This window comes from Paracandidimonas lactea (genome assembly GCF_021653995.1).
Lineage (GTDB): Bacteria > Pseudomonadota > Gammaproteobacteria > Burkholderiales > Burkholderiaceae_B > Allopusillimonas > Allopusillimonas lactea.
This window is the reverse complement of sequence record NZ_JAJJOZ010000012.1, coordinates 34,397-46,581: the sequence shown is the minus strand read 5'-3', so window position 1 is coordinate 46,581 and position 12,185 is coordinate 34,397. Positions and strand designations below refer to the sequence as shown.

General features: G+C 61.8%; 10 protein-coding genes. 5 read left to right on the top strand and 5 right to left on the bottom strand.

What is annotated here, in order from left to right; genetic code table 11:
- Positions 1-20 precede the first annotated feature (20 nt).
- On the top strand, positions 21-923 hold the full coding sequence (locus LOL23_RS17640; RefSeq protein WP_237174004.1) for a LysR family transcriptional regulator: 903 nt from the start codon (positions 21-23) through the stop codon (positions 921-923).
- A gap of 307 nt (positions 924-1,230) precedes the next feature.
- Here LOL23_RS17640 and LOL23_RS17635 read toward each other — a convergent pair whose 3' ends face one another.
- Both LOL23_RS17635 and trxB read right to left on the bottom strand, forming a co-directional pair.
- Positions 1,231-2,196 carry a Smr/MutS family protein gene (locus LOL23_RS17635; protein WP_237174003.1) on the bottom strand — a complete coding sequence of 322 codons (966 nt, stop codon included), beginning with the start codon at positions 2,194-2,196 and terminating at the stop codon, positions 1,231-1,233.
- Positions 2,183-3,142, bottom strand: coding sequence for a thioredoxin-disulfide reductase (gene trxB, locus LOL23_RS17630; RefSeq protein WP_160979452.1), 960 nt, complete (start codon positions 3,140-3,142; stop codon positions 2,183-2,185). The genes LOL23_RS17635 and trxB overlap by 14 nt, the downstream gene beginning before the upstream one ends.
- A 45-nt stretch (positions 3,143-3,187) precedes the next feature.
- On the opposite strand from trxB, the gene LOL23_RS17625 reads away from it, so the two are divergent.
- The 4 genes from LOL23_RS17625 (at position 3,188) to serS (ending at position 9,125) form a co-directional block, all read left to right on the top strand.
- On the top strand, positions 3,188-5,542 hold the full coding sequence (locus LOL23_RS17625) for a DNA translocase FtsK (protein ID WP_160979454.1): 2,355 nt from the start codon (positions 3,188-3,190) through the stop codon (positions 5,540-5,542).
- On the top strand, positions 5,532-6,158 hold the full coding sequence (lolA, locus tag LOL23_RS17620; protein ID WP_160979456.1) for an outer membrane lipoprotein chaperone LolA: 627 nt from the start codon (positions 5,532-5,534) through the stop codon (positions 6,156-6,158). The genes LOL23_RS17625 and lolA overlap by 11 nt, the downstream gene beginning before the upstream one ends.
- 6 nt (positions 6,159-6,164) lie before the next feature.
- A complete protein-coding gene (locus LOL23_RS17615; protein WP_237174002.1) occupies positions 6,165-7,721 on the top strand; it encodes a replication-associated recombination protein A in 1,557 nt (518 codons plus the stop codon).
- Positions 7,722-7,787: 66 nt separating this feature from the next.
- Complete coding sequence (serS, locus tag LOL23_RS17610; protein ID WP_237174001.1) at positions 7,788-9,125, top strand: serine--tRNA ligase; 1,338 nt, start codon at positions 7,788-7,790, stop codon at positions 9,123-9,125.
- A gap of 99 nt (positions 9,126-9,224) precedes the next feature.
- On the opposite strand, the gene LOL23_RS17605 is transcribed toward serS, so the two are convergent.
- The 3 genes from LOL23_RS17605 to LOL23_RS17595 all read right to left on the bottom strand — a co-directional run bounded on the left by LOL23_RS17605 (position 9,225) and on the right by LOL23_RS17595 (position 12,161).
- Positions 9,225-9,704: a hypothetical protein gene (locus LOL23_RS17605; protein ID WP_160979460.1), complete on the bottom strand. Its 480-nt coding sequence runs from the start codon at positions 9,702-9,704 to the stop codon at positions 9,225-9,227.
- A 163-nt stretch (positions 9,705-9,867) separates the two neighbouring features.
- Positions 9,868-11,247, bottom strand: coding sequence for an MFS transporter (locus tag LOL23_RS17600; RefSeq protein WP_202411716.1), 1,380 nt, complete (start codon positions 11,245-11,247; stop codon positions 9,868-9,870).
- 35 nt (positions 11,248-11,282) lie between these two features.
- A complete protein-coding gene (locus LOL23_RS17595; protein ID WP_160979462.1) occupies positions 11,283-12,161 on the bottom strand; it encodes a hypothetical protein in 879 nt (292 codons plus the stop codon).
- Between the last annotated feature and the right edge of the window lie 24 nt (positions 12,162-12,185).

Sequence of the window (12,185 nt, the reverse complement as noted above, 5' to 3'; positions counted from 1 at the left end):
ACTTTATTAAGGATAATTGCATGGCACGCATCAAATTTGACCTTCAGGAACTGCAGGCCTTTGTGGCTGTCGCGGAATCCCTTTCGTTTCGTGCAGCTGCCGATGCGTTGAGTATCTCGCCGCCGGCGCTTAGCCGGCGCATCGAAAAGCTGGAGGGTTTGCTGGGTGTGCGCCTCTTCGAGCGCAGCACACGTCATGTGCAGCTCACCAACGTGGGGCGTGTCTTTCTGGAACGTGCGCGAAGTGCGCTGGATGAACTGGAGAGCGCGATGCTGGGGATCGAAGATCTGGCCGCCCACCGCACAGGTGTGGTGTCGGTGGCGTGTGTGCCGTCAGCGGCCTATTACTTTCTGCCTAGCGTGATCACCACCTTTACCCGGCATTACCCCAATATCCGTGTGCGAATCCTGGACGAGGGTGCCAATACGGTGCTCAACGATGTGCTGAATCGACGGGCGGATTTCGGTATCAATTTTGTGGGGACACAGGAAATGGATATCCATTTCGAACCCATTTTCACCGAACGCTTTGTGCTGGCAGTGCACAGCGGCCACCGCTTGGCGCGGCGACGCAAGGTGCGCTGGGAGGAGTTGGGCGACGAGCGCTTCATTGCGGTGGGCAAGAGTAGCGGCAATCGGGTGTTGCTGGATTCCGCCTTGGCGCAGACTGCGCGTCGCCCTACCGGTTTTTACGAAGTGGCGCACGTGTCATCGTTGCTTGGCCTGGTGGAGGTCGGCCTGGGTGTTGCAGCGGTGCCCAAGCTAGCCTTGCCCGCAAATAACCACTCCACGCTTAAGGGTATTTCGCTGGTCGAGCCTGAGGTGTCCAGGACATTGGGCCTTCTGCACCGGAAGAACAACCCGCTATCGCCCGTGGCGCGTGTGCTGTACGACTTGATCAAGAAAGAGGCGTTGCGGCGTTAGGCACGCTAGATGCGTTAGGCGCGTTGCAGCGTTTGGGTGGCGGGAGGATCAGAGCAATCTAGGGCATTCCCTAATATAGTGCATACCCTAAGTGTCATAACGAACAATATCCGTCAGAATGCTGCACATGCAGGTGAGGAGACATGCCCTGCATGGGCACCGCCAGAATAAGGCGACACAATACCAAAGCTGGTCCCATAAAAAATATAAAAGCGAAAAGGTTGGCAACACGATAGCGTTGCCAACCTTTTTGTATTTTTACGGCTCTTATCCGCCAAGCGCGCCAACCGGCCGCTGCCAAGCTCGGTCAATCAAGCAGCACATGCACGGCGCCGGCGCCGCCGTCTTCTTCATTGCATTGCGCATAGGCCTGTACCGTGGCCAGCTGCGTCAGCCAGCGGCGCAGGGCTGACCGAAGAACAGGCTGCCCATCGCGCGAGCCATAGCCCTTGCCATGAATGATGCGTACGCACCGTATATTGTGCGCCAGGCAGGACGCCAGAAAGCGGTCGAGCCGTTCGCGGGCTTGCTCCAGCGTGTCGCCATGCAGGTCCAGCACGGCCTGCGGCGCCCAACGCCCGCGCTCGAGGTCTTTGATCAGCCCGGCACTGTCGGCGTTACGCAGGTATCGCGTGTCGTCGTCATGCTGCGAAGCTGGAGTGAAGGCGTCGGACACTGGCGGCATGGGGCGGTGCGGTTCGCCGGCGGCGCTTTCGCGCCGCTGGCGCAGGATGTCGGGGCTGTCTTGAGCGACATGCGGCAAGATAGCGCGGCGCGTATCTTTGATGGGTGCCACGGATGCCACAGCGCGCCGGAACAGTGCTGCGTCGGCGGGGCTGATGGCCGGGGAGGGCGCCGGTGGCGTTTGCTGGGTGCCTGCAGGCTGTACGCCCCGTTTTGGTGCGCGCTCGCTATTAGACGCTGTAGGGCTATAGGTAGTGCGGTACTCCCCACGGTTGCCAGCGTTGTCGTCCCCGCCGCCACTGCCGCCGCCAGCGTTGCGCTGGCCGCTGCGGGCATTGGGAACGCGGCCGTGCCCGATGCGGGTATCTTGCGAACGCGCTTGCGATGCTGCCTGGCCGATGGATGCAGTGACGGGCACGCGCCGCGGCGCCGTTGCGGGCGGCAGCATTTTCTGGCGTTTTTTGCTGACAGGCTTGGTTTCGGCGGCGGGAGAAGGCGCGCTGCCGCCATCGGTGCTGTTGCGCAGGCGCTTCAGGCTTTCGAGGCCGTGGCCCAGAACGCCTTTGCGCCCGCTGTTAGTCGGCGGCATTCTCCAGCCAACGCTGTGCATCAAGGGCAGCCATGCAGCCGGTGCCGGCGCTGGTGATGGCCTGGCGGTATACGTGATCTTGCACGTCGCCGGCGGCAAACACCCCCGGCACGGAGGTCATTGTCGCCAGGCCCTGCAGGCCGCTGCGGGTAACAATGTAGCCGTTTTCCATATCGAGCTGGCCTTCGAAGATGCCAGTGTTGGGTTTGTGCCCGATGGCAATGAAGACGCCGGTGACGGACAGCTCTTCGGTTTCGTTGGTCTGGTTATTGCGCAGGCGCGCCCCGGTGACGCCGGTTGGGTCGCCCAGCACTTCTTCGAGCTCGTAGAACAGCTTGAGGCGCATATTGCCGTTGCTAACCTTGTCCATCAGCTTGTCGGTAAGAATGGGCTCGGCGCGGAATTTGTCGCGCCTGTGCACCAGCGTGACGGTGCGGCAGATATTGGACAGGTACAGGGCTTCTTCGACTGCGGTATTGCCGCCCCCAACAACGATAACATCTTGATTTTTATAAAAGAAACCGTCGCAGGTGGCGCAGCCAGACACCCCGCGGCCCATGAATTCCTGCTCGGAGGGCAGGCCCAGGTACTGGGCGGAGGCGCCGGTGGCGATGATGAGCGCATCGCAGGTGTATTGGGCGCCGGTGTCTCCGGTGAGGGTGAATGGGCGCTTGGAGAGGTCGACCGATGTGATATGGTCGAAGATCATTTCTGTATTGAAGCGCTCGGCGTGCGCCTGGAAGCGCTGCATGAGATCGGGACCCTGCACCCCCTGGGCGTCTGCCGGCCAGTTGTCCACATCTGTGGTGGTCATCAGTTGACCGCCCTGTTCCAGGCCTGTGACCAGCACCGGGTTCAGGTTGGCGCGCGCAGCGTAGACCGCCGCGCTGTACCCTGCGGGGCCCGAACCAAGAATCAGTACTTTGGCGTGTTTGGGAGTTGTCATTACAGAAAATCCGAAAACAGTTGAACGGCCAATTATAATGAGTCCATGGCAAGATTACCCGCGACTTCCCCCCGCTCGTCGCGCAACGTGCGCAACGGCCCGTCTCCCCTTCAATCCCGGCTCTCAGGGCTGCTGCGCGAAGCCCGCTGGATTCTCTTCGCGGCGCTAGCAGCATGGCTGGGGTTGGTGCTCGCCACCTGGGATCCCGCCGACCCTGCTTGGTCGCATTCTGTGCAGTCCGCAGTCACGCACAACCGCGGCGGCACTGCCGGCGCCTATATCGCTGATTTTCTTCTGTTTCTGTTCGGTTACTCGGCATGGCTCTGGGTGGTGCTGCTGGCTCAGCGTGTCCTGACAGGCTTCTATCGGCTCACCAATGCGCTACGGCCTGATAAAGAGCAGCCCTTGCCCCGTGTGCACTGGGAAGTGGGGATCGGGTTTTTCCTGCTTTTTGTCGGGGTCATGGGCCTTGAGGCGCTGCAATTCAGGCAGTTCGGCGAGCATCTGCCCGCTGGCGCGGGCGGGCAACTGGGGTTGTTGCTGTCGCAGGGCATGTCGCTGGCCATGGGGTCGGCGGGTTGCACGCTGCTTCTGCTGGTATTCACCGCTGTGGGTGCCAGCCTGTTCTTTGGCTTTTCCTGGCTGCACCTGGCCGAACGCGTTGGCGCAGGCATCGAGCTTGGCATCCGCCGCGCACTGGCCTTGCGCGAAGCCCGGCTTGATCGCAAGGTGGGCCAGGTCAAAAAGGCTGAACGCAACGAAAGCGTAGTTGTGAAGCAAGAGCAACTGGTGCACGAGCAGCCAGTGCGCATCGAACCCGCCATTACGTCAGTGCCGCGCTCCGATCGGGCTGAAAAAGAAAAGCAGAAAACATTGTTCACGGCGCCGCGTGATAGCGGCGTTTCGGGCGATCTTCCGCCCATCAGCCTGCTCGACATGCCGGTCGAAAGCGCCGAAACTGTTTCACCCGAAACCATCGAGTACACCTCGCGCCTCATCGAAAAGAAGCTCTCCGATTTTGGCGTGAAGGTCGTGGTGGTGGCGGCGCAGGCCGGCCCGGTCATCACCCGCTACGAAATCGAACCCGCCACAGGCGTCAAAGGCAGCCAGATCGTCAATCTGGCCAAGGATCTCGCCCGCGCGCTCAGCCTGGTAAGCATACGCGTGGTCGAAACCATCCCCGGCAAGAACCTGATGGGGCTGGAGCTACCCAATCCCAAGCGGCAGATGGTCAAGCTGTCGGAAATCATCGGCTCGCAAACCTATCACGCCAGCAGTTCGGTGCTTACCATGGCGCTGGGCAAGGATATCGCCGGCAACCCGGTGGTGGCCGACCTGGCCAAGATGCCCCACCTGCTGGTGGCGGGCACCACGGGTTCGGGCAAGTCGGTGGGTATCAACGCCATGATCCTGTCGCTGTTGTATAAGGCAGACGCCAGTCAGGTGCGGCTTATTCTGATCGATCCAAAAATGCTCGAAATGAGCGTCTACGAGGGCATCCCCCACCTGCTGGCACCGGTAGTCACCGACATGCGCCATGCTGCCAACGCCCTGAACTGGTGCGTGGGCGAAATGGAAAAGCGCTACCGCTTGATGAGCAAGATGGGCGTGCGCAACCTAGCCGGCTTCAATAACAAGATCCGCGAGGCCGCCAAGCGCGACGAAACCATCCCCAATCCCTTTTCACTCACGCCCGATGCGCCCGAGCCGCTGGCCACGATGCCCACCATTGTGGTGGTCATCGACGAGCTGGCCGACCTGATGATGGTGGTGGGCAAGAAGATCGAGGAACTGATCGCTCGCCTGGCCCAGAAAGCGCGGGCGGCGGGCATACACCTGATCCTGGCCACTCAGCGGCCCAGCGTGGATGTCATTACCGGCTTAATCAAGGCCAATATCCCCACGCGCATCGCGTTCCAGGTATCGTCCAAGATCGATTCGCGCACCATTCTCGACCAGATGGGCGCCGAAACCCTGCTGGGCCAAGGGGATATGCTGTATCTGCCGCCGGGTAGCGGCCTGCCCGCTCGTGTCCATGGCGCGTTCGTGCACGACGACGAAGTTCACCGCGTGGTTGACTCACTCAAGGAACAAGGTGAGCCCAATTATGTCGAAGGCTTGTTGGAGGGCGCGCTGGAAGGTGAAACCGGCGATGGTGTGGGCGGCGTAACGGGTTTTGCCGACGCTGAATCCGATCCGCTGTACGATCAGGCGGTGCAGGTGGTACTCAAAAACCGTCGTGCGTCGATCTCGTCGGTGCAGCGGCACCTGCGTATCGGTTACAACCGCGCAGCCCGTCTGCTCGAACAAATGGAGCAGGCCGGCATGGTGTCCGCCATGCAGTCCAACGGTAATCGCGAAATTCTGGTTCCTGCGGGGAATGCATCGAATGAAGATTAAAACTTTGCTGATGGCGGCCGTGCTGGCTGCGGCGCCTGTAGCGGCATGGTCTGCAGATGCGGCGGCGCAACTGCGCAAGTTCATCGCCGACGTGCCGGCCGCCACTGGCCAGTTCACGCAACAACGCCTGTCCAAAGAGGGCGGGGCGGCGCAATCGCCGCAGTCGGGCGATTTCGCCTTCCGACGGCCAGGCAAGTTCCGCTGGGCGGTTTCCAAACCGTACGAACAGCTGGTTGTCTCCGATGGCAAGCGGGTATATCAGTACGACCCCGACTTGCAGCAGGTCACCGAGCGCAATGTAGACAAATCCATCGGTGCGTCTCCGGCGGCGATTCTGTTCGGTTCGGGCTCTCTCGACGACAGCTTCACGCTGCAGAACCTTTCCGCGCGCGGTGGCCTTGATTGGCTGCGCGCCACCCCGCGCTCGGCCGACGCGGGCTTTACTCACGTCGACATCGGTTTTCGCCGCGGCATGCCGGCGCGTCTCGAGCTGCTGGATTCTTTCGGCCAGACGACGCGCATCGAACTGAACAACATCGCAGTCAATCCCAAGCTCGACGCCGGCGTCTTCTCCTTTAGTCCGCCAGCAGGGGTTGATGTCGTGAAGATGCAGTAGGGCAGCATGGCAAGTTCGGGCGATCTCTTCGCCGGTGCTTCCGGCCGGTCCCCCCACGCGCCGCTGGCTGAGCGCATGCGGCCGCGCACGCTGGGCGATGTCGTGGGCCAGTCTCATCTTTTGGGGCCGGGTAAGCCTTTGCGGGTGGCATTCGAGTCTGGTCGCCCGCACTCCATGATCTTCTGGGGGCCGCCCGGCGTTGGCAAAACAACCCTGGCGCGCCTGATGGCCGATGGTTTCGATGCGCAGTTCATCGCCATCTCCGCCGTACTCGGTGGCGTGAAGGATATTCGTGACGCGGTCGCCGCCGCCCAGGTTGCGCAGGGGCAGGGCCGGCGCACCATTTTATTCGTCGACGAGGTGCATCGTTTCAACAAGGCGCAACAGGATGCTTTCCTGCCTTATGTCGAAAGCGGGCTGTTCACCTTTATCGGCGCTACCACCGAAAACCCTTCGTTCGAAGTCAATTCGGCGCTGCTTTCTCGTGCACGCGTGTATGTGCTGCACTCGCTCACGGTCGAAGAGCTGCAGCAATTGATCGATCGCGCGCTTGTGCTCCTTAACGGCGATATCCAGGGGGATGCGGTGGCGCATCGTTCGGGGGCTGGCGCGGATGTGGTATTGCGCAGCATGCCTGCCGCGAGCGCTGCCGCGGCGCCGGAAGGCGAGCGCGGCGATGCAGGGGAAGGCGACGAGGGCGAAGGTGGAGGCGACAAAGGCGAAGGTGAAGGCGACAAAGGCAACGAGGGCGAACCTGGAGGCGGCGAAGGCGATGAGCGGCTGGCCCAGCCTCAGCTGTGTTTCGACGCCGCCGCCCGTGAGCAGCTTGCTCGCTGGGCCGACGGCGATGCGCGGCGGCTGATCAATGCCATCGAGGTGGTGGCCGAATCGGCGCTGGGTGCGGGCCGTCATCTGGTCGACAGCGCGTGGTTGGAAACCTCCCTGTCGCAGAGCTTGCGGCGCTTCGACAAGGGGGGCGATGCATTCTACGACCAGATCAGCGCATTGCATAAAGCCGTGCGTGGGTCGGATCCGGATGCTTCTTTGTACTGGTTTGCCCGCATGCTCGATGGCGGGGCCGACCCGCGCTACCTGGCGCGACGCATTGTGCGCATGGCAATCGAAGATATCGGCCTGGCTGATCCGCGCGCGACCGAGCTTGCCCTGCAGGGGGCCGATATCTTCGAGCGCCTGGGCTCGCCCGAAGGGGAGCTGGCACTGGCGCAAGCAGTGGTGTACATGGCCTGTGCCGCCAAGTCCAACGCCGTGTATATGGCGTATAAACAGGCACGCCGCTTTGCCGAAGAACACGGCAGTGCACCGGTCCCTATGCATCTGCGCAACGCGCCCACCAAACTCATGAAAGCGTTGGGCCACGGCAAGGCCTACCGCTATGCCCACGACGAGCCGCATGGCTACGCCGCCGGCGAGCAGTACTTCCCCGACGGCCTGGGCGCACGCTTCTATCAGCCGACCGACCGCGGGCTTGAAGGTAAAATTTCCGAAAAGCTCGCCTTCCTGCGCCAGCTCGACAGGCAAAGCAAGGGGCAGGGCAAATCCTGATCCATTTCGAGGCCGGCACCATGCCGGCACGTTCAACCCATTCTTCACTGTCCGGTTAATACACTTATGCTAGACCCCAATCAGTTGCGCAAAGACCTGCCCACCGTCACCCAGGCGCTGGCCTTGCGTGGCATCGGCTTCGACACTGAGCGCTTCAATCAGCTTGAAGCCCGCCGAAAGGCGGTGCAGATCGAGACCGAAGCCTTGCAGGCGCGCCGCAATGCTGTATCCAAGCTTATCGGGCAGCTGAAGTCCAAAGGGGAAGACGCCAGCAAAGAGATGGCCGAATCGCAGCAAATCCCCGCACGGCTCAAAGAGCTGGAGCAGGACTTGGCCCAGGTGCAGGGTGAGCTGAATGCCTGGTTGATGACGCTGCCCAACCTGCCGCATGCCAGCGTACCCGCCGGCAAAGACAGTGATGACAATGTCGAGCAGCGCCGCTGGATGCCCGAAGGCATGAAGGCCGATGCGCAGGGCAACCCGCAGGTGCTGGCCTTCGAGCCGCGCGATCACGTTGCCGTGGGCGAGCCGCTGGGGCTCGATTTCGATACCGCCCGCAAATTGTCGGGTGCGCGCTTCATGATGCTGCGCGGCCAAATCGCACGGCTGCATCGCGCGCTGGCGCAATTTATGCTCGATACACAAACCAGCGAGCATGGCTACACCGAATGCTATACGCCTTACATCGTGAATAGCTCCACCCTGTTCGGCACAGGCCAACTGCCCAAGTTCAAGGACGATATGTTCTGGGTGACCAAGGGCGGCGAGGGCCAGGATCCTGAAGATGAAGCGGGCGCCGAAGACCTTTACCTGATCTCCACGTCCGAAATCACGCTGGCCGGCTCGGTGCGCGACACCATCGTGCCACAGGCGGAGCTGCCGCTCAAGCTCACGGCGCATACGCCGTGTTTTCGCTCCGAGGCTGGCAGCGGCGGGCGGGATGTGCGCGGTATGATACGCCAGCACCAGTTCGACAAGGTCGAGATGGTGCAGGTGGTGCACCCCGATGCCTCTTACGACGCGCTTGAAGAAATGGTGGGACATGCCGAGCACGTGCTGCAGCGCCTGGGCCTGCCTTACCGCGTGGTGCTGCTGTGCGGTGGTGACATGGGTTTCGGCGCCGCCAAAACCTATGACCTTGAAGTCTGGCTGCCGGCGCAGGGCACATACCGGGAGATTTCGTCCGTATCCAACTGCGAAGCGTTCCAGGCTCGCCGCATGCAGGCGCGCTACCGGCCCGAGAAAGGCAAGCCTGAGTATCTGCACACCTTGAACGGTTCAGGCTTGGCTGTGGGGCGCACCCTGGTGGCGGTACTGGAAAACTGCCAGCAAGAAGACGGCAGCGTAGTGATTCCCGAGGTGCTACGGCCTTATATGGGAGGCCAGGCGCGCCTTGCGCCTTGAAGCGCGCCATGTTTTTTGGGGCCGTGTGATTGCCGCATCGGCCCGCTTGCTATTGGTGAGCCGTGTGCGCTCGGTGTTGTGGCGGCCAGAGCCCGCCGTTTATCGCGACCGGCGGCCGCTGTCTCCGGGATGGTGATGGCGCCGCCGCTTGGCGGTGGTATTGTGGGCCGCATATGCGGGCCGGCTGACGGGCAGGAAGGTATGCTGCTTTGGCGTTCGCCCCCAAGCCGAAGGCTGCGACGCGAAAGTAGGGCCGAGACGGCCCCAGCGTTTGCCTTTTTGGCCTTGCACTGGTGCGGCTTCTTCGGATGAAGAGATTGTCATCAGCGCGAACAGCAACCCCGCCCAGAACAACAGGGACAGCACCAATGCGAGCAGGCCGTTGAAGCTGCCGTAGCCGGTGGCGGGGGATGCGTTGATGCCCAGCCACCCTGACACATAGGGGATGTGCCCCAGGCCTTCCACCACCAAGTTGCCAGGAACCCGCACGATCTGCCGGAGCAGATCCCAGATTTCCCACAGGCTGTACGAACCATCGCCGTTGATATCGGCAACTAAATTCAAAGACTTGATATACATGGCGGCTCCTGTTGCGGCCGGCCGGCGACGGATGCTGCATGCGCAGGCCGGAAACCGGGGTATCCCAAATCAACGTACCTGACATCTGTTATTACTATATCGCCAAGCTGCTTGCGGGGCAATGCCGCTCAGTGCGTTGCCCCGCAAGCGATCCCAGGCGGGGTCAGGCCAGTTGCTTGCCTTCGGTTTCGGGCAGCAGCAATGCCAGCAACACCGTGGCAACCAGGAACATATTGATCAATGTCGTCGTCAGGTTGAACGACCAATTCAGCGCAACGAGCAGGCCGATGGTGCTGGGGGCGATGATATTAGCAAGGCGCTGCGACAGTACCGCCCATCCATAGCCGTCGGTGCGCACCTCGCTGGGGTAGAGCTCGGCAATCCATGCATCCCACACGCCCCAAGCACCCAGGGTGAAAAAGACGAGTATGAAATTGCTGATGTACAGCGAAGGCATGTCCCATGCATTGGCGAAGGCGTAACCTGCTATTGCGCCGCATGCCACAAAACCGACCACCACTTTCTTGCGGCCCAGCCGGCCCGTCAGGATGGATGACGCCACATATCCGGGGATCATGGCCAGCGTTGACAGGGCGATGAACCCGAATGACTGCGGCAGGCTCAGCCCTTTTTGCTGAAGCAGTGTGGGAAGCCAAGTCTGTAAGCCCCAGTACCCCCATGCGAATGTGAAGTTGATCAGGATCTGCAGTATCGAGATGGGCAGAAGTGGGCCGCGAAACAAGGAGACGACTGCCCCGGTGCCGCTGCTTTCCATGCGCAATTGCGTGCTGGCGGGGATTTGCACGGTGCCACGGCTCAAGGTGCTGATGATGCCGCGGGCGTCAGACTGCCGATTTTTGCTGACCAGCCAGTAGGGGGATTCGGGAACCCAGGCGGCGACGGCGAACAGAAAGAGCGCCGGCAATGAGCTGACGCCAATAATCCAGCGCCAGCCATAGGGGGCGAGCAGCACCGTGACGCCGACCGCAAGCAGCATGCCGATGGGCCACCCCGCAGCAAGGTAGACCGTCAGCCTGCCGCGGTCCCGCACCGGCAGCATCTCTTCGAAGAGCGGAAAGCAGATCACGAACATACCTGCTGCAGGAATGCCCGACAGCAGCCGCAAGGCATACAGCCACGTGTAATCGGGCGCGAAAGCGCTGGCGCCCGAAAGCACGCCATAGAGGGCAAGGCTGGCGATGATGCTGGTTTTCCTGCCTATGTGGTTGGCCACACGCCCCCAGAACAGCGAGCCGATGGCCATGCCCACGAAGATTGCGCCGATAAGATGGCCCATATTGGCTGGATTAATGGACATCTCGGCGGATATATAAGGTGCTGTGTAGACAATGATCATCATGGCCCAGGCATCTATCGCGAACACCAGGAACAGTACGATGCACGCTTTGAGATGCTCGCGCGTCAGCGGCATATTGGCGAAGGCGGCGCCCACGGTCATTGAGGCGAAGTTGGCGGCAGGCGAGCCCTGCTCCCCAGATGCCGGCACGTTGCCGGCCTGGTCGGCTGCGGATGAAATACTCATACAAATTTCCTATAGATAAATGAAGCATCAGGGAACTAGAAGCTCTTGGTGATGACCGCGGCCAGCGAGGTGGAGCGGGGCGTGCCCTGCGTGGCGTAATAGGTGAAGTTGAGATTGGCAGCGAAGAAAATGCCGTGGCGCAGCCAGCCCGTGTAGGAAAAGGCGGGCCCCAGCTTGCCCTCTCGCACCGTGGGCGTGCTGGCGTGGCGCGCGCCGTAGATGTGATAGCTATGGTGCAGCCCGACGAACAGGTCGGGCCGAGCCTGATAGCCGGCAGCCATATCCATCAGGGTGAGGCTCAGGCCGCTGCGATGGCGCGACGTTACCCCCGCAGCGTCGGTCACGTGATGCCGCTCGGGGCTAGCGTAGTACACGAAAAGCGGGTTGACCGTCATGCCCAGCCGGCCAACTTGCAGGTAGTTGGCGACTGTCAGACCAAGGCCATAGTGGTTGCTGCCAGCGCCATATCCGCTGGCCTGGGTGCGGCCATTGGGGAAGTTCACCAGTGCCATGGGGCTGAACCAGTAGCTGAGATAGCCATCGGCGCCCGGCTCGGATTCGCTGCGTACGGCATGGTGGTAATACATGAGGCCCAGTTGAGGGGCGGCAACGCCCCAGCCGCCGCGCCCATGCTGGCTGGCGTGCCCCGCGGACAGGCCGGCCCATACTTCGAATTGGTCGCCTTGGGTACCGGGCAGGCCTTTCTCACTGAACCAGGCCAGCACATTGTGCGCGCCAGCGGAGCGATACCCCGCCTGGTTCCGGGAAAAATAGGGGTAGGTCTGGAAGGCCCAGCCTGGCTGGCCCGCTTGGGCGAAGCCGATGAACTGATCGGCGTTGGCACCGCCCGACGCACCCAGCAGCAACAGCAAGAGCGGGATGCGAGACATGTAGTGCCGGATTGCTGACATCATGATGCTTCTCCTGTGATTGCCGGG

Coding starts and splice junctions, on each gene's coding strand:
- LOL23_RS17625 (WP_160979454.1), top strand. CDS start 3,188: ATGGCAAGATTACCCGCGACTTCCCCCCGCTCGTCGCGCAACGTGCGC.
- LOL23_RS17600 (WP_202411716.1), bottom strand. CDS start 11,247: ATGAGTATTTCATCCGCAGCCGACCAGGCCGGCAACGTGCCGGCATCT.
- LOL23_RS17615 (WP_237174002.1), top strand. CDS start 6,165: ATGGCAAGTTCGGGCGATCTCTTCGCCGGTGCTTCCGGCCGGTCCCCC.
- LOL23_RS17595 (WP_160979462.1), bottom strand. CDS start 12,161: ATGATGTCAGCAATCCGGCACTACATGTCTCGCATCCCGCTCTTGCTG.
- LOL23_RS17640 (WP_237174004.1), top strand. CDS start 21: ATGGCACGCATCAAATTTGACCTTCAGGAACTGCAGGCCTTTGTGGCT.
- trxB (WP_160979452.1), bottom strand. CDS start 3,142: ATGACAACTCCCAAACACGCCAAAGTACTGATTCTTGGTTCGGGCCCC.
- lolA (WP_160979456.1), top strand. CDS start 5,532: ATGAAGATTAAAACTTTGCTGATGGCGGCCGTGCTGGCTGCGGCGCCT.
- LOL23_RS17635 (WP_237174003.1), bottom strand. CDS start 2,196: ATGCCGCCGACTAACAGCGGGCGCAAAGGCGTTCTGGGCCACGGCCTC.
- serS (WP_237174001.1), top strand. CDS start 7,788: ATGCTAGACCCCAATCAGTTGCGCAAAGACCTGCCCACCGTCACCCAG.
- LOL23_RS17605 (WP_160979460.1), bottom strand. CDS start 9,704: ATGTATATCAAGTCTTTGAATTTAGTTGCCGATATCAACGGCGATGGT.